The 16,991-nt window shown below is 70.3% G+C and carries 14 protein-coding genes and 1 tRNA gene; 8 read left to right on the top strand and 7 right to left on the bottom strand.

Annotated features, from left to right (window positions below; genetic code table 11):
• Positions 1-16: 16 nt before the first annotated feature.
• Positions 17-652, bottom strand: a complete 636-nt coding sequence (gene upp, locus ACX80I_RS15110; protein WP_459313886.1) for a uracil phosphoribosyltransferase — start codon at positions 650-652, stop codon at positions 17-19.
• Positions 653-675: 23 nt separating this feature from the next.
• Here upp and tadA point away from each other — a divergent pair, with 23 nt between their 5' ends.
• From tadA to ACX80I_RS15095, 3 genes are all read left to right on the top strand, one after another.
• The gene (gene tadA, locus ACX80I_RS15105; protein ID WP_459345928.1) at positions 676-1,170 is read left to right on the top strand and encodes a tRNA adenosine(34) deaminase TadA; all 495 of its coding nucleotides are present in this window, start codon (positions 676-678) and stop codon (positions 1,168-1,170) included.
• 49 nt (positions 1,171-1,219) lie between these two features.
• Complete coding sequence (locus ACX80I_RS15100; RefSeq protein WP_459345927.1) at positions 1,220-1,708, top strand: pyridoxamine 5'-phosphate oxidase family protein; 489 nt, start codon at positions 1,220-1,222, stop codon at positions 1,706-1,708.
• Between the two features lie 72 nt (positions 1,709-1,780).
• Positions 1,781-1,867: transfer RNA gene (locus ACX80I_RS15095), tRNA-Ser, on the top strand.
• A 59-nt stretch (positions 1,868-1,926) separates the two neighbouring features.
• Here ACX80I_RS15095 and ACX80I_RS15090 read toward each other — a convergent pair.
• The 6 genes from ACX80I_RS15090 to ACX80I_RS15065 are packed head-to-tail and all read right to left on the bottom strand — an operon-like array spanning position 1,927 to position 8,550.
• On the bottom strand, positions 1,927-2,847 hold the full coding sequence (locus tag ACX80I_RS15090) for a phosphodiesterase (protein ID WP_459345926.1): 921 nt from the start codon (positions 2,845-2,847) through the stop codon (positions 1,927-1,929).
• Positions 2,848-2,852: 5 nt separating this feature from the next.
• Positions 2,853-3,989, bottom strand: a complete 1,137-nt coding sequence (locus ACX80I_RS15085) for a glycosyltransferase (protein WP_459345925.1) — start codon at positions 3,987-3,989, stop codon at positions 2,853-2,855.
• Positions 3,979-5,316 (bottom strand): family 1 glycosylhydrolase, encoded by a 1,338-nt coding sequence (locus ACX80I_RS15080; protein WP_459345924.1) that lies wholly within the window; start codon positions 5,314-5,316, stop codon positions 3,979-3,981. Before ACX80I_RS15080 ends, ACX80I_RS15085 begins: the two co-directional genes overlap by 11 nt.
• Entirely contained in the window at positions 5,313-5,564 is a 252-nt protein-coding gene (locus ACX80I_RS15075) for a DUF6752 domain-containing protein (RefSeq protein ID WP_459345923.1), read from the bottom strand. Before ACX80I_RS15075 ends, ACX80I_RS15080 begins: the two co-directional genes overlap by 4 nt.
• Positions 5,561-7,090, bottom strand: a complete 1,530-nt coding sequence (locus tag ACX80I_RS15070) for a class I SAM-dependent methyltransferase (protein ID WP_459345922.1) — start codon at positions 7,088-7,090, stop codon at positions 5,561-5,563. The genes ACX80I_RS15075 and ACX80I_RS15070 overlap by 4 nt, the downstream gene beginning before the upstream one ends.
• On the bottom strand, positions 7,087-8,550 hold the full coding sequence (locus ACX80I_RS15065) for an SDR family NAD(P)-dependent oxidoreductase (protein ID WP_459345921.1): 1,464 nt from the start codon (positions 8,548-8,550) through the stop codon (positions 7,087-7,089). The genes ACX80I_RS15070 and ACX80I_RS15065 overlap by 4 nt, the downstream gene beginning before the upstream one ends.
• A 270-nt stretch (positions 8,551-8,820) precedes the next feature.
• Here ACX80I_RS15065 and ACX80I_RS15060 point away from each other — a divergent pair, with 270 nt between their 5' ends.
• From ACX80I_RS15060 to ACX80I_RS15040, 5 genes are all read left to right on the top strand, one after another.
• Positions 8,821-9,276 (top strand): 23S rRNA (pseudouridine(1915)-N(3))-methyltransferase RlmH, encoded by a 456-nt coding sequence (locus ACX80I_RS15060; RefSeq protein WP_459345920.1) that lies wholly within the window; start codon positions 8,821-8,823, stop codon positions 9,274-9,276.
• Between the two features lie 76 nt (positions 9,277-9,352).
• Positions 9,353-10,144 (top strand): DUF4232 domain-containing protein, encoded by a 792-nt coding sequence (locus ACX80I_RS15055; RefSeq protein WP_459345919.1) that lies wholly within the window; start codon positions 9,353-9,355, stop codon positions 10,142-10,144.
• Positions 10,145-10,333: 189 nt separating this feature from the next.
• Positions 10,334-15,229: an ATP-dependent helicase gene (locus tag ACX80I_RS15050; RefSeq protein WP_459345918.1), complete on the top strand. Its 4,896-nt coding sequence runs from the start codon at positions 10,334-10,336 to the stop codon at positions 15,227-15,229.
• On the top strand, positions 15,222-16,043 hold the full coding sequence (locus tag ACX80I_RS15045; protein WP_459345917.1) for an Fpg/Nei family DNA glycosylase: 822 nt from the start codon (positions 15,222-15,224) through the stop codon (positions 16,041-16,043). Before ACX80I_RS15050 ends, ACX80I_RS15045 begins: the two co-directional genes overlap by 8 nt.
• Positions 16,044-16,078: 35 nt before the next feature.
• Positions 16,079-16,987, top strand: coding sequence for an RluA family pseudouridine synthase (locus ACX80I_RS15040; RefSeq protein ID WP_459345976.1), 909 nt, complete (start codon positions 16,079-16,081; stop codon positions 16,985-16,987).
• The last annotated feature ends 4 nt before the right edge of the window (positions 16,988-16,991 follow it).

Here is a 16,991-nt window from a genome sequence, read left to right as displayed (position 1 = left end):
TGGCGAGGGGATCCGCCTAGCCGACGACGCCGTACAGCCGGTCTCCCGCATCGCCGAGGCCGGGCACGATGTACGACTTCTCGTTGAGTTTCTCGTCGATCGAGGCGAGGACGATCGTGACGTTGCGGCCGTCCAGCTCCTCCTGCAGGGTCGCGAGACCCTCGGGCGCGGCGAGGAGGCAGATGCAGGTGATGTCCGCGGCGCCACGGGCGAACAGGAACTTGATGGCCTCGCGGAGGGTGCCCCCGGTGGCGAGCATCGGGTCGAGCACGAACACCTGGCGTCCCGTCAGGTCGTCGGGCAGCCGTTCGGCATAGGTGATGGCCTCGAGGGTCTCCTCGTTGCGGGCCATGCCGAGGAACCCGACCTCCGCGGTCGGAACCAGGCGCGTCATGCCCTCGAGCATGCCGAGGCCGGCGCGGAGGATGGGGACCACGAGGGGGGTCGGCTTGACGAGGCCCGTCCCCTGCGTGGTGGTCACGGGGGTCTCGATGGACACGGTCTCGACGCGGACGTCGCGCGTGGCCTCGTAGGCCAGCAGGGTGACGAGCTCCTCCGTGAGGAGGCGGAACACCGGTGACGACGTGTTCTTGTCCCGGAGAACCGTGAGTTTGTGGGCTACCAGGGGGTGGTCGACTACCAGTACGCGCATGGGTCAAAAGTACCATTGTGCCCATGGCCCCCTTCCGTCCTCCCGTGGATCCCGAGCATCGGGCGTGGATGGGACTGGCGCTGGACGCGGCCGCGCGGGCCCACGCGAGCGGGGACGTGCCGATCGGTGCCGTCGTCATCGGCCCCGGCGGCCGCGTGCTCGGCACGGGCTGGAACCAGCGCGAGGAACTCGGCGACCCGACGGCGCACGCGGAGGTGCGGGCCATCCGCGCGGCGGCAGCGCTCCTCGGCGCCTGGCGGCTCGAGGGCTGCACCCTGGTGGTGACCCTCGAGCCGTGTGCCATGTGTGCCGGGGCGTCCGTCCTGGCCCGCATCCCCCGCGTGGTGTTCGGCGCCTGGGACGAGAAGGCGGGGGCGTCGGGCTCGGTCTTCGACGTCCTCCGCGAGCGCCGGCTGAACCACTGGACCGAGGTCTTCGCGGGCGTCCGCGAGGACGAGTGCGCGCTGCTGCTCAAGGACTTCTTCGCGGCGCAACGGTCCGGTTCCGGCACCCGGTGATACTGCGTAGGCTGATCGGATCCGCAGCATCCCCTTCGAAGGAGTGAACGTGGCAGACCAGCAGGACGGTTTGAAGGAAGTACAGCAGATCCTCGGCAAGGCCGACATCGCGATCCTCACCACCATCAATCTCGACGGGCAGCTCGTGAGCCGGCCGCTCGCACTGCACGGCAAGGACTTCGACGGAGACCTCTGGTTCTTCACCGAGGACCCCTCCCCCAAGGCCGACGAGATCCGCGCCAATCCCCAGGTCAACGTCTCCGCGAGTACGGGCAAGGGGTACGTCTCCATCGCCGGCACGGCGACCCTGTCCAGGGACCAGGCGAAGATCGACGAGCTGTGGGGCCCCTCGGTCTCCGCGTGGTTTGAGAACGGCCGCGACGACCCCGCCGTCGCCCTCATCCACGTCGACGCGCACACGGCCGAGTACTGGTCCATGGACGCTCCGCGGGTGGTCTCGGCCGTGAAGATGGTCAAGGGCCTCGTGACCGGCAGCAAGCCCGACTCCGGCAAGAACGACGTCATCGAGCTGCCCTAGCGCCCCCTCCTGCGCCCTCGTCCCGCCCCCGTTTTGGGACTCGGGCGTCCCACCCGGTAAAGTAGCGGCGTTGGTGACGTGTCCGAGCGGCCGAAGGTGCAACACTCGAAATGTTGTTTGGTGTAAAAGCCAACGTGGGTTCAAATCCCACCGTCACCGCGCCGCAGTAACGAAAAACCCCGCACACTCCAGACGGAGTGTGCGGGGTTTTTTGCTGCTCAGCGCCGCGGCCGGCCTCCCGACGCAGAGCCGGCATCCGCCGCAGCGAGGCGTCGTCGCACCTCCTCCGGGTCCACGTACTCCCCCACGGTCGCGAAGGAACCCAGTGTCGCGAAGGACGTGACGATCGTGTGCGGATAGACGTGCACCAGGTTGAAGCCCTGCGCACCGTCCATCCCCCGGATGCCGCCCACCGGGACGTTGAGGTCCTGGGTGTAGCAGGTGGACGAGGCCACGGACACGGGGGTGCCCGCGAACAGGGCCGAGGACGGGAAGTGGACGTGCCCGGCCAGGATCAGCCGGATATCCCTGCCCGCCACGATCTCGGCCAGCCGGTCCTGGCGCCGCAGTTCCGTCAGCACCGCCAGGTCCTGCACCATGGGGATCGGCGGATGGTGCAGGGCCAGGATGCTGCCCTCCGGTGCGGGCCGGGACAGCTCGGCCTCCAGCCAGGCGAGCTGGGCGTCGTCGAGCTCTCCGTGGTGGTACCCGGGCACGGAGGTGTCGAGCGTGATGACCCGCAGCCCGCCGAGCTGATAGCTGCGGTGCAGCGGCTCCTCCTCCGGCGGCTCCCCGAGTAGTGACACGCGCAGGGCCGGGCGCTTGTCATGGTTGCCCGGGAGCCAGATCACCGGCGCGCCCAGCTGCTCGGCGAAGGGCTCGACGACGCTGCGCAGTGCCGCGTAGGCGTCCGGTTCCCCGGCGTTCGCGAGGTCGCCCGTGAAGATCAGGGCGTCCGGCCGGACCCCGGACTTCCCGATCTCGGCCAGGAGCTGGACGAGCCGTTCCCGGGCGTCCACTCCGCCGTGGAGCAATCCGTGGGCCACGAAGTGGGTGTCGCTGAAGTGGAGGAGGAGGTGGTCGGGGGGAGGATGCTCCCGGGAATGGGGTGCATCCGCCCGCCTGCTGGTGTTTGGCATGGGCGCTAGGCGGTTGCCTCGGCCGTGGCGCGCTCCGGCGTCGACCGCTCCTGATCGAAGATCAGCTTGTCCATCAGCTCCGCGATCCTGTTCCAGTCGTGGCGTCGGAGCAACCTGCGCAGCTCGGGCGACGGCAACTCACCGGCGCGCCCCCGCAGGGCCTCGCAGGCGGCGGCGAAGCCCTCGGCGTCGTCCTGCAGGTCGACGACGCCGGGGAAGTCAGCGACCACGTCGGCCACGCGCGTGGAGACCACCGGCAACCGGGACGCCAGGTATTCGAGCGTCTTGGTGGGGCTGATGGACTTCGTGGCCTCGTTGAGGGCGAAAGGCATCAGGGCGACGTCGAACTGCGCCATGTAGCCCGGCAGGTCCACGTACGCCTGCTGGCCGAGGTAGGTGATGTTCGGTGCCTGCGGCAGGTCCGACTCCTCGATCTTGCAGATGGGACCGACCATGCGGATCTCCCAGTCGGGTAGGCGCTCCGCGAGGCCGGCGACCAGGTCGAGGTCGAGACGCTCGTCCAGCACCCCGACATAGCCCGCCACGGGCTTGCTGCGGTCGGGGTCCGCTGCCCGCGCGGCGGCGGCGTAGTGTTCCACGGACACACCGCTGGGGACGAGGTGGGCGTCCTCCCGCCCCTGCTTCACCACGGAGCGGTGGAGCGAGCGGCCGCCGGCGAAGACGACGTCGGCGGCGCGCAGCGCCTGGCGCTGCCGCACGAGGAGCTCGGGAGCCGCGTTCTTGAAGGCGGCGAGATCGTCCATGACGTCGAACACGAGCGTCGTCGGTTCGAGCGCGAGCGCCGCCTCGAGTGCCAGCGGAGTGTAGATCCAGACGACACGGTCACCCGAAGGCGGCCCGATGAGCTCGGGCAGCTGCGCGACGTAGTCGGGCATGACCTCGTCGAAGAAGCCGACGTGCCTGCCCTGCTCCGGGATCTCCAGCCAGACCCGCGTGAGGCCGTCCACCTCCGCGGTGCCCAGGCGGTTCTGCGTAACCTCGACGCCCCGCGGCGTGAGGGGTTCCTCCACGAACCAGGTCTTCCGTCCGGGCGCCTTGTTCAGGCGCGACATGAGCTGTTGAGGCCGCTGCCAGACCCAATCCCACCGCAGGTGCGACAAAACAATGAGTTCACTTTGCATCGACGATCCTCAATTCAATTCGGGTATTTGTACGGGGAAGACTCGAACCGAGATCGGTTCCGGGAGGTTCTTGCCAGTCCCAGTGGGCCATCTGGGCTCGATAGCCCTGCAGCCAGGTGGCCACGGGTTCAGCGAGCACGTAGGCGGGCAGGTCGCCCGAGCGGGCTCCGCAGGCGGCGAGCGCGTACGACGTCGCCATGACCGAGGTGCGCCGCTCGAGGTCCTCGTCGAGCCAGTACGCGCCCACGGGATCCACGGAGCCCTCGCAGCGGAAGAGCAGCGAGTTCCAGTCGGTGGAGTCCACCACGGGGAACCAGCACACACCGTCCAGCACCACGCCGCGCGCTTGCGCCTCCTCGCACTGCTCGAGCACGTACTTGAGCCAGGTGGCGCGGTCCGAGGTACGCCCGCGGAGATTGGTCTCAGTGAGCATGCACGGCAGGGAGTATCTCTCCCAGTACTGCTGGATCTGGTCGGCCAGCGGCAGCGGGGTGGGCGTGGGCACCGTACCACCCTCCTCCGAGAAGTTCCACTGGCAGTGCGCGTAGTAGTCGAGGCCCAGCACGTCGATGCTGCCGGCGGGCAGGGACAGCAGCCGTTCCCCGCCGACGGGTGCGAGGTCCCGCCCGAGCCGGCTGTCGACGTCGTACCCCCTGCCCAGGAAGGCATCGATCACGAGGAAGCGGCGGTCGTTGGCCATGTCCGCGTACCGCTGCCCCGACGCGTCGGAGCCCGTATGGAACTCACAGGTGTCCACCCAGACGTGGCGGGCGCCCGGCAGCAGCTCCCGGTACAGGCGGCTCGCCTCGGCGACGGCGGGCATCACGTTGAGGATGAGGTCCACGAACCCCTGCAGCCCGGAGTGGTAGGGGGGCCAGATGGCCTCGTGCCCGGACAGGAACAGCGTGGAGAACGGCTCGTTGAAGAGCGTGTACTCCTCCACCCAGGGATAGCGGCGGGCGAAGGCCTCCGCGTACCGCAGGTAGGCGGGACCGAAGCGGCTGTCGGCGAAGCCGTCGGTGAGCCAGGCGGGGTAGCTCGTGTGGTGGACGAGGTCGACGATGGGCCGGAAGCCGTGCTCCCGCAGGTAGCCCATCACCTCGTCCGTGGAGGACCAGTCGTAGCGGCCCTCGGTCTCCTCGATGCGATGCCACCGGATGGGGTAGCGCAGCCTCGTGATGCCCGACCTCGCGAGCAGGTCCAGATCCTCACGCCAGCGGACATCGTGTTCGGTGGTCTCGAAAATGTCGCGGTCGTGTGCGGGCATGAAGGTGCTCTCGAAGCCGCCGATGATCTCCAGCGAAGGCATCTCCTCGTAGGCGGTCATGGTGTTCCCTCCCCTACGGGTCGCCGTGCGCCCAGCTCCTCGTAGACGACGTCGAGCAGCTCGGCCGCCCTGAGGTTGAGCCGGCGTGACTCGTCGAGGTCCGCGTCGAGGCGGGCGAGGTCAGCGTCCAGCCGGACGACCTGCGCCCGCAACTGCTCCACCTCGTTCCGGAGCGCCAGGAAGGGCTCCGCGACACCGCTCCATCGTGCGAATCGTTTGCCGACCTTCCATACCGTGGTCTGTGTCATGTCATCTCCCTCCTCACGAGCACGCGCCGGCCTGTAGCCGCGCCTGCTCCGTCGTCCTGCTCCTCGGCACTCAGCGAGTACCTGCGCAGCTGGTCCTGGAACCTTGCCCAGTCGACGGGCCGGTACTCGGACCAGCTCGCCGATCCTTCCGTGTCGGCCACACCCACCTCGAGGAACGCTCGGCTGCCGGGCACCGCCAGGAGGTGCTTGATGAGCAGCAGCGTGGTGTCCCAGCCGAGCGGACTCAGCGCGTTGAACAGGTGGTTGGCGTGGACGTGGACCGTCCCGCCGAGCTCCGCGCACCGCTTGCGCAGGTGCAGCGCGGAGCGGGCCATGGTCAGGTTGGCGCGTTCGAACAGGACGGCGTCGTCGTGCCCGACATTCTCCTGAGCCCAGACGAGCGCCGGCCGGCTGAAGTCGACGGCGAGGACGCGGTGTCCGCGGTCCGCCAGGTGGCGGGCATCCGCGCCGAGCCCGCAGCCGAGGTCTAGCACGGTCGACGACGGCGGCAGCTGCTCCGCGGTCGTGACGGCGAGGCGCGACGGCGTCGTGGCGGGACCGGCCTCGATCTCGGCGCGGTGGTGGTCCTCCCAGTTCTCGCGGTCGACGTCGAAGTGGTTGAGCCACCAGTAGTAGCGGCGGTGCGCGGCCGGCGGGGTGACGAACGTGAAGGTGGGATCGGGCACCTCCCAGGACGGCCCGTAGATCGCCGCAAGGAGCTGTGCGGGCTCCGCCGGACCGGGCAGCAGCCGCCCGTTCACGGGGAGCGGCGTGATCGGGTGGATCGTAACCCTGTCCGCGGGCTCGCGTGCGTGGAAGGTCCCATAGAACCAGCCGTTGCACTCGAAGTAGGTGAAGATGTCGAGGTAGAAGCGGTCGGTCACCGTTCCACCCGGGAACATGAGCTGGAGGTGGCCGTTGGAATGCCGCACCACCTCGTACCCCTCGTCCACGAGTGCCCGCTCGATCCGGAAGCTCTCCAGCATCACGTCGGACGGATTGGTGTGCACGCTGAGATAGGCGAGGTCGGCGTCGTCGTCGTGCGCCATGATGCGGCCGTTGCGGACGGGCCCGAGCAGCGTGCCTCCGGTGACGAACAGCTCGACGCCGACCGACCGGCGCAGCACCTCGATCAGGTGCTCGGCCTCGTCCAGGACGTGCTCGACGAGCGCGGCGTCGCGGCCCTCGAAGGACCGTGCGATCCGGCCCCACTTGTTGACCACCAGGGGGATGCCCGTGCCGGGTTCGCTCAGGTCGAAGTCGGAGGCGCCGTCCTCGAACACGACCGTCGACGCAGCGATCTCACGGCCGGCATGCTCGACCGCGAGACGCGCGCTCCCCGTGAAGCGCTCGGCGAGCGCCGGAGGCCAGGGGACGCTGAGCACGCCGTCGTCGTCCGGCCGGGGCGCCCGGACCGTCCAGATCCGCCGTCCGGCGAGCAGCACGGACAGCGCGTCACCGGAGGGAATCCGCGCGCCGGTGATCACCAGCCGATCGGTGTCGGCTGTCAGGGCGGGGGCGGTCACCGGACACTTTCAAGCTGCGTCGGCAGCGGATCGACCTGCGGAAGGCGGACATCGAACACCTGCCCCGTGATGTCGGAGGCGAGGACCTGGGCGCTGACGCGTGCGACGTCGGCGGCCTGCACGAGGGTGTGCTCGTCCTCATGGCCGAACGCCTTCTCGCGCATCGGCGTGGCCGTACGGCTGGGACTGATGCAGTTGACGCGGATGGAGTCGCCGCTCCACTCGTCGGCCAGTGCCTGCGTCAGGTTGACCAGTGCAGCCTTCGTCGCCGAGTACACCGTGTACTTGGCGCGGCCGCGGGTATAGGAGCTGGAGGAGAAGAGCAGCAGCGATCCGGAGGACTCGGCGAGGTAGGAGTGGGCTTCCTGCGCGACGACGAAGGCGGCCATGAGGTTGACGCCGACGTCGTGCTGGAGCTGCTCGTCGGAGAGGTCCACGAGGTCGCCGATCGTCAGGACGCCTGCGGTGAGCACCACGTGGTCGATGCGTCCGTACTGCGCCGCGGCGCCGGCGAGCGCGCGCGAGACGGAGGCGCGGTCCTCCACGAAGGTGCCGCTGCCGGTCCTGCTGTGGGAGACCACGTGCGCGCCCTCGTCGCGGAGCTGCCGTCCGAGTTCGCCGCCGATGCCGGAGCTGCCACCGAACACCACGACGACGGCGTCGCGCAGGGACGAGGCGGGAAACGGTACCGGATCGACGTGCTGGTGCTTGAGCTGGAACAGCTTGTCGGCCAGGTGGATGTCGATCGGGTGCGTGATCTTGATGTTCGCCTCGTGGCCCGGGACCACGATGATCGGGACGTCCGGGCAGTACTTCAGGACGACGGAGCAGTCGTCCGTGGCGGCGAACTCCGCATCGGTGCGGGCGTGCCCGTAGGCCTCCATGAGAGTGTCCCACCGGAACGCCTGCGGGGTCTGCCCGCGGCGGAGGGAGGCGCGCGGCGGAACCGAGCGGATGATGTCGTTCTCGTCCACCTCGATGATGGTGTCCGCGGAGGGGATGCCGGTATCCACGGCGTCGTAGGTGTCGAGTGCGTCGACGCAGGCGCGGATGATGCTCGGATCGACCAGCGGACGCACGGCGTCGTGGAAGACCACCTTGGCGCCGGGAGTCGCGATCTCCCGCAGGGCCAGATAGGAGGTCTCGTTGCGGTCACGGCCGCCCGGCAGCAGGCCGGTGAGCTTCGGGAAGCGCTCACGGGTCACCAGTTTCTCGGCGCGGTCCATGGACCCGGGGTCCATCATGACGATGATCTCGTCGATGAACGGGCACTGCTGGAAGATGTCCACGGTGTGCTCGAGGCTGGTCCGGCCGGCGACGGGCACCAGCTGCTTGGGGATCTCCAGCCCCATGCGCGTGCCGACACCGCCTGCGAGGACCACGCCGACCGTTCGTCGTCGGGAGCGTGCCTCGTTGCCCGCTGTGTTTGCTGCGTCCATTCCGCCGGTGATGGTCGACATTGCCGCCCCCTTCGTCCCATTCGTGGTTCTCCCAGAATTCAGCCAGCGTACTGACGGCAGGGGTGGTTGGACAGGTTATGTTCGGGAGGCGAAGTACTTGTGCAAGCGCTTGTTCTTTGCCTAGCGTTCGACGGCCGTTCACTCTTCCCGGCCCGTTTCCGCCCCTTTTCAGGGGCTTTCCACCCCACTTTCACCGGCATTTCCCTCCACCCGCAGCGGGGTCCGCACCCCGCTCTTAGTGGGGTGAGAACCCCGCGATACCCTGAGGACATGGCAATCCGGGTGCTCGCAGTGGGCCGCAAGCACGAAAGCTGGGTGTCGGAGGGGATCGAGCGCTACGCGAAGCGGCTTAAGAAGCCGTTCGACCTGTCCTGGCAGCTGATCGCTCATTCGGCCCGGGAGCACGACGCCGCCCGCAAGGAGGAGTCCGAGCGGCTCCTCGCCCGGCTCGGGAACGACTTCGTGGTGCTGCTCGACGAGCGCGGCAAGGCCATCGATTCCCCGACGCTGTCCCGCACCCTGCTGCGACCGCTCGAAGCGTCCCGCAGCGTCACGGTGATCATCGGCGGCGCCTACGGCGTGGACGATCAGGTGCACCAGCGGGCGGACTTCGTCTGGTCCCTGTCACCGCTGGTGTTCCCGCACCAGCTCGTGCGCCTCATCCTCGCCGAACAGGTGTACCGGGCTCAGGAGATAGCCGGTGGCCGCTCGTACCACCACGAGTGAAGCCCCGCCGATAACGATCGTGGTACGCCACGGTCCGCCTGCCGGACGCGGAGAGCGCCGGACATAGGGTGAGGCCATGACTAATCTGCTGGGGAGCAAACCTTGGATCACGGCCGTTGCGGCCACCGGAGCCCTTGTCGCGCTGAGCGGCTGCGCGCTGTTCGAGCCGGCCGGCTCTGCCTCGCCGTCCGCGGCGACCCCGGCGGTGAGCACGGCACCGATGAGCCAGGCACCGACGACGGAGCCGGGCGCCACCTCCCCGGCGACGCCGGATCCTGCTTCTGCCGGCGCCTCCGCATCGCCGGCGGCGTCCGAGCCGGCGTCTGAGCCGGCATCGTCGGCGGCGTCCGAGTCGGCGTCCGCTCCGGTGTCCGAGCCGGCGGGCGAGCCGACGGGTGCGGCGACGTCGCCCTCCCCCAGCGCTCCCGCTTCTCCCCCTGCCACTGCCGGGATCTGCTCCGCGGCCCAGCTGGCCGGCGCGGTTCAGGACCAGCCCGGTGGCGGTGCGGCGGGCAGCGTCTACCGGACCCTCGTGCTGACCAATGCCTCCGACCAGGAGTGCGTCGTCGACGGCTACCCCGGGGTGTCCTTCGTCGATGCGGCGGGCATCCAGATCGGTGCCGCCGCGGACCGCGACGGCTCGGCGGCCGCCCCGGTGACGCTCGCTCCGGGAGGGTCCGTCACGACGACCCTCCGGCAGACCAACGCACAGAACTACGGCTCCGACTGCGGCATCACGCCGGCCGCCGGACTCCGGGTCTACCCTCCGGGAGCCACCGACTCGCTCGTCCTGCCGCAGGCGATCCCGGCCTGCTCGGCGACGTCGATCGTCCTGATGACCGTCGGGACACTGCAGCCCGCCTCCTAGCCTCACCCGGCCCTCGCGGGGGCGGCCTGCTCCTCTACCTGCTCCCGGTGCGCCTGCGCGTGCCTCCGCCGTCCGCGTCCCTGGAAGCATGCCCGTGCACCTCCCTGTGCACCTCCCATGCACCTCCCTTCGCACCTCCCGGGTCCGGGACGGGGATCAAGTGTCGGTGGGCTGGGGCATGATGAGGGAGTGACGCAGGTGCTGACGAGGTTCACTCCCGCAACCTCTGAATGGTTCGCGGGGGCCTTCTCCGAGCCCACCCCTGCCCAGGAAGGCGCCTGGAGGGCCATCTCCGCAGGCTCGAACGCGCTCGTCGTCGCGCCCACCGGGTCCGGCAAGACGCTCGCGGCCTTCCTCTGGGCCCTGGACCGGCTGATCGCCTCGGGCGAGGGCGGCAACGACCCGGACGGCCCGGAGCCCGCAGCGCCGGCGAAGGGACGCAAGGCGGCTGCGCCGAAGCGCAGCACCCGCGTGCTGTACATCTCCCCCCTGAAGGCGCTGGGCGTCGACGTCGAGCGGAACCTCCGGGCTCCGCTGATCGGCATCACTCAGACCGCGAAGCGCCTCGGCCTCCCGGCGCCGAGCATCACCGTGGGAGTGCGGTCCGGCGACACTCCGCAGGCCGAGCGCCGTGCCATGCTCACGCGGCCGCCGGACATCCTCATCACCACTCCCGAGTCGCTGTTCCTCATGCTCACCTCCAAGGCGCGCGAGACGCTCCTGGAGGTGGACACGGTCATCATCGACGAGGTCCACGCCGTCGCGGGCACCAAGCGTGGGGCCCACCTCGCCGTGTCGCTGGCGCGCCTCGATGCGCTGCTCGAGAAGCCCGTGCAGCGTATCGGCCTCTCCGCGACGGTGGAGCCGAAGGAGACAGTGGCCCGGTTCCTCTCGGGCAACGCCCCGGTCGAGATTGTGGCCCCGCCCTCCAGGAAGCAGTGGGACCTCACGGTCACCGTGCCGGTGGAGGACATGACGGAGCTCGGCGGGGCGGCCGCCAACACCGACGACGACGGCGACGCCGTGCCCCAGGCGAGCATCTGGCCGCACGTCGAGGAGAAGATCGTCGACCTCATCGAGCAGAACCGGTCGACGATCGTGTTCGCCAACTCCCGGCGGCTCGCGGAACGCCTGACGGCGCGGCTGAACGAGATCCACGCCGAACGGCTCGAACGCGAGGCCGTGTGGGCCGCAGGTGGCGAACCGGCCGCTGTCGAGCCTGCCGGGGCCGCGCCGTCGTTCGCCCACACCACCGCGACGCCCGCGCAGATGATGGCGCAGGCCGGGCAGACCACCGGCGCCGAGCCGCTCCTCGCCCGGGCCCACCACGGTTCCGTCTCGAAGGACCAGCGCGCCCTCATCGAGGACGACCTCAAGTCGGGGCGCCTGCGCTGCGTCGTCGCCACGAGCTCGCTGGAACTCGGGATCGACATGGGTGCCGTGGACCTCGTCGTGCAGGTCGAGTCGCCGCACTCCGTGGCCAGCGGCCTGCAGCGCGTCGGCCGGGCCGGGCACCAGGTGGGCGAGGTGTCGCAGGGCGTCCTCTTCCCCAAGCACCGCGGGGACCTCGTCAACACCACCGTCACGGTGGAGCGCATGCTCGCGGGGCAGATCGAACCCCTGTATATCCCCACCAACCCGCTCGACATCCTGGCCCAGCAGACCGTCGCGGCCGCGGCGCTCGGCACCATCGACGTCGAGGAATGGTTCGACGTCGTGCGGACCTCCGCGCCGTTCGCCACCCTGCCGCGCTCCGCGTTCGACGCGACCCTCGACCTCCTCGCCGGGCGGTACCCGTCCGACGAGTTCGCCGAGCTGCGGCCCCGCATCATCTGGGACCGCGTCGAGGGCACCATCACGGGCCGCCCCGGTGCGCAGCGGCTGGCGGTCACCTCCGGCGGCACCATCCCCGACCGGGGCCTCTTCGGGGTGTTCCTCGTCGGCTCCGAGGGCGAGGGACCCCGCGCCGGAGGCCGCCGCGTCGGTGAACTGGACGAGGAGATGGTGTACGAATCCCGCGTGGGAGACGTCTTCGCGCTCGGGGCCACGAGCTGGCGCATCGAGGAGATCACGCACGACCGCGTGCTGGTCTCCCCCGCGTTCGGACAGCCGGGCAAGCTCCCGTTCTGGAAGGGCGACTCCCTCGGCCGGCCCGTCGAACTCGGCAGGGCCCTCGGCGCCTTCGTGCGCGAGATGTCCGGGGCCACCCCGGAGAAGGCCCAGGAACGCTGCGCGAGGATCGGGCTCGACGCCTGGGCCTCCGGCAACCTGATCACCTACCTGACGGAGCAGCGCGAGGCCACGGAAGTCGTTCCGAGCGACCGGACGCTCGTCGTCGAGCGTTTCCACGACGAGCTCGGCGACTGGCGCGTGGTCCTGCACAGCCCGTTCGGCATGCCGGTGCACGCGCCCTGGGCGCTCGCCGTCGGAGCCAGGCTGGAGCAGCGCTACGGGATGGACGGCTCGGCGATGGCCTCCGACGACGGCATCGTGCTCCGTGTGCCCCTCATGGACGACGAGCCCCCCGGTGCCGACCTCTTCCTCTTCGACGCGGAGGAGCTCGACGGCATCGTCACCGCGGAGGTCGGCGGATCGGCGCTCTTCGCCTCACGGTTCCGCGAATGCGCGGCGCGGGCCCTGCTGCTCCCGCGCCAGAACCCGAGCAAGCGGACGCCGCTCTGGCAGCAGCGCCAGCGCTCGGCGCAGCTGCTCGACGTCGCCAAGAAGTACCCCACGTTCCCGATCGTCCTCGAGACGGTGCGCGAATGCCTGCAGGACGTCTACGACCTCCCCGCGCTGAAGGACATCGCGGCATCGCTTGAGCGCCGGGAGCTGCGCATCGTCGAGGTCACCACGCAGCAGCCCTCCCCGTTCGCACGGTCCATGCTGTTCGGCTACGTCGCGTCCTTCCTCTACGAGGGCGATTCCCCGCTGGCGGAGCGCAGGGCCGCCGCCCTCTCACTGGACCCGACCCTCCTCAACGAGCTGCTCGGCCGCGCCGAGCTGCGGGAACTGCTGGACGCGCAGGTCATCGCCGATACCGAGCTGGAACTGCAGCGCCTCAAGCCGGACCGCCTGGCGCGCGGGCTCGAGGGCGTCGCCGATCTGCTGCGGCTGCTCGGACCGCTGACGGTCGACGAGATCTCCCGGCGGCTCGAAGCCCCTGCCGGCGATTCTCCTTCCGGCGATGCTCCTGCCGGCGAGGTCGCTGTTCCTGGCCCCGGGCGTGCGTCCGCCGACGTCGTCCGGCAGCACGTCGCCGCGCTGGTCCGGGCCAACCGCGCCCTGACGGTGCACATCGCGGGCGTGGAGCGCGTCTCCGCCGTCGAGGATGCCGCGCGGCTGCGCGATGCGCTGGGCGTCCCGCTGCCTATGGGCATCCCCCTGGCGTTCATCGAACCCGTGGCCGATCCCCTCGGGGACCTCGTGGGACGGTACGCCCGCACGCACGGGCCGTTCACGGCGGCGGAAGCGGCGTCGCACCTGGGCCTCGGGGTGGCCGTCGTCGCAGGTTCACTGCAGCGCCTCGCAGGTGCCGGGCGTGTGGTCGAGGGCGAATTCCGGCCGGCGGAATCGGTCCCCGTGCTCGATATCTCCGAGGCGTCCGGAGCGGCTCCTGGCACCATCACCGTGCACGCTCCCGCCTCCAGCGAATGGTGCGACGTCGAGGTGCTCCGCCGGTTGCGCCGTCGCTCCCTCGCCGCACTGCGGCAGGAGGTGGAACCGGTGGACCCCACGGCCTACGGCCGGTTCCTGCCGGCCTGGCAGCACATCGGCTCGGGGCTTCGGGGCCTCGACGGGGTGGTCACCGTCATCGACCAGCTGTCCGGCGTGCCGATCCCCGCCTCCGCGTGGGAGCCGCTGATCCTCGCGCAGCGCGTGGCCAACTATGCCCCGGCGATGCTCGACGAGCTGACCGCGACGGGCGAGGTTCTCTGGTCCGGCGCGGGCTCGCTGGCGGGCAATGACGGGTGGATCGCGCTGCACCTGGCGGAGAACGCCCCGCTGACGCTGCGGCCCGACCCCGCGTTCGAGCCGTCCTCGCTGCACACGGCGCTGCTCGACCTGCTCGCCGGGGGCGGCGGCTACTTCCTGCGCCAGCTGACCAACCTGCTCGACGTGCAGGAGGCGCCCTCGGACACCGCGGTGGTGACCGCCCTCTGGGACCTGGTGTGGGCGGGCCGGATCAGCAACGACACGTTCACGCCGGTGCGCTCGCTCCTCGCCAACGGCAAGACCGCGCACAAGCAACGGCCCGCACCGGCACGCGCACGCACGTCGCGGGCAGGACGGCTGGGCCGCGCGCCGGGCAAGTCGCTCACGGGAGCGTCGATGCGGCTGAGCGCTGCCGGGGACGACGCCGGAAGCGGAGGCTACCAGCGTGCAACCCCTCCCCTGGCCGCCGGCCGCTGGAACATGCTGCCCGCCGTGGAGGCCGAGACGACGCTGCACGCCCACGCCACGGCGGAGCTGCTGCTCGACCGCTACGGCGTGGTCACGCGCGGCGCCGTCGGCAACGAGGGCATCCCCGGCGGCTTCGGCCTCATGTACAAGGTGCTGGCCCGGCTCGAGGAGATGGGCCGGTGCCGCCGCGGCTACTTCATCGAGCACCTCGGCGCGGCGCAGTTCGCCGTGCCCGCGACGGTCGACCGCCTGCGCTCCTTCAGCGCGGACAACCAGCTGCCCACCGCGCAGGACGTCCTCGGCGGTGAAACCCCGCCCCTGAAGGCCGTGGCACTGGCAGCGACGGACCCGGCGAATCCCTACGGTGCGGCGCTCAACTGGCCGCAGGCCGAGGGCGGGCACCGCGCCGGGCGGAAGGCGGGCGCCCTCGTGGTGCTCGTCGACGGGGCACTCGCCCTGTACGTGGAGCGCGGCGGGAAGACGCTCCTGACGTTCACGGAGGACGCCGACGTCCTGCGGGCCGCCGCGCTCGCCCTGGTCACGGTCATCCGCCGGGGGGCGGCGGACAAGATGGCCGTGGAGAAGGTCAACGGCGGCGAGATCCTGGACACGGACATCGGACGTGCCCTCGCGGACGCCGGGTTCTACACGACGCCGAGGGGGCTGAGGATCCGTGCCTGAGGGGGACACCGTCTGGCGTGCAGCCCGCGAACTGCACAGCGCCCTCGCCGGGAAGGTCCTCACGCGCTGCGACATCCGCGTGCCGCGCTTCGCGACCGTGGACTTCACCGGCGACACCGTCCAGGAGGCCGTCGCCCGCGGCAAGCACCTGCTCATCCGCGGCGGGGGCGACGACGGCTGGGACATCCACTCGCACCTGAAGATGGAAGGGCTCTGGCACGTCTACGCGCACGGGGAGAAATGGCGCAGGCCCGCGTTCAAGGCCCGCTGCATCCTCGAGACGGACGACGCCGTCGTCGTGGGCTTCGAACTCGGGTTCCTGCGCGTGATCCCACGATCCGAGGAAGAGGACGCCGTCGGGTACCTGGGCCCGGACCTCCTCGGGCCCGACTGGGACCCGGACGAGGCGCTGCGCCGGTTGCTCGAGCAGCCGGACCGGCCGATCGGCCTGGCCCTGCTGGACCAGCGGAACCTCGCCGGGATCGGCAACGTGTACCGGTGCGAACTGTGCTTCCTCGCGGGCGTCCACCCGCTCACCCCGGTGGGTGAGGTACCCAACCTCCCGCGCATGGTCGAACTGTCGAAGAAGCTCCTCGAAGCGAACAAGGCGCGCAGCACGAGGGCCACCACCGGCCGGCTGCGCGGCGACACCCTCTGGGTCTACGGCCGCACCCGGCGGGGATGCCTGCGCTGCGGTACGCCGGTGGCGCTCGAGCAGCTCGGGGACAAGGACACCGAACTCCGGGAGCTGTACTACTGCCCGCACTGCCAGCCCCGATTGGAAGCCCCGGCAGGAGCGGCCTACCCTGACTGAGTGGACGGAATCCGACCGGTGATGCGCTGATGGCGATGAAGTCCCCCCTGCCCGTGCGCAACGGGGTCAACGCGACGCGCCTCCGCCTCCCCTCCGAGGGCCCCTGGGGCACCGCCCTGGAGTACATCCTCGACCGCTTCGACCACGTGGATCCGGAGGGCATCGGCGAGCGCTTCGACCGCGGCGAGGTGGTCGCACTCGGCGGGGAGGTCCTCACACGGTCCACTCCCCTCGGCGAGCACACCTTCGTCTGGTACTACCGGGAACTTCCGGTGGAGGAACGCCTGCCCGTCGAGCTGTCCGTCCTGTACCAGGACGATCACCTGCTCGTCGTCGACAAGCCGCACTTCCTGCCCACCACGCCAGGCGGCATGTACGTGGCGGAATCGGCCCTGGTGCGGCTGCGGGTGGAGCTGGATCTCCCGGACCTCATCCCCATGCACCGCCTCGACCGGATGACGGCGGGCATCCTCATGTTCTCCGTCGATCCGGGGACGCGCGGCGCGTACCAGCTCCTCTTCGAGAACCGGCGCATCCGCAAGGAGTACCGGGCGGTCGCACCCGTGCGCCCGGACCTGGGGCTCGACGCCGCGTCCCTCGACGTGCGGAGCCGGATCGTCAAGTCGCGGACCTACCTGCTGGCGCAGGAGGTGGAGGGCCCCCCGAACACGCACACCACCGTCAGTCTGCTCGACCAGCGCGGCGACCGGGGCCTGTACCGGCTCCAGCCGCACACGGGCAAGACCCACCAGCTTCGGCTGCACATGGCATCACTCGGACTCGGGATACTCAACGACCCGTTCTACCCCGTCCTCCACCCGCAGGCCCCGGACGATTACGCCAAAGCCTTGCAGCTCCTGGCGCACAGCATCGCCTTCACCGACCCCGTGGACGGTACGGACCGGAGTTTCGAGTCGGGCCTCACGCTCGCCGAGTTCGCCTGACCTT

The organism is Arthrobacter rhamnosi (assembly GCF_054510855.1).
This window is presented reverse-complemented; position numbering and strand designations above follow the sequence as displayed.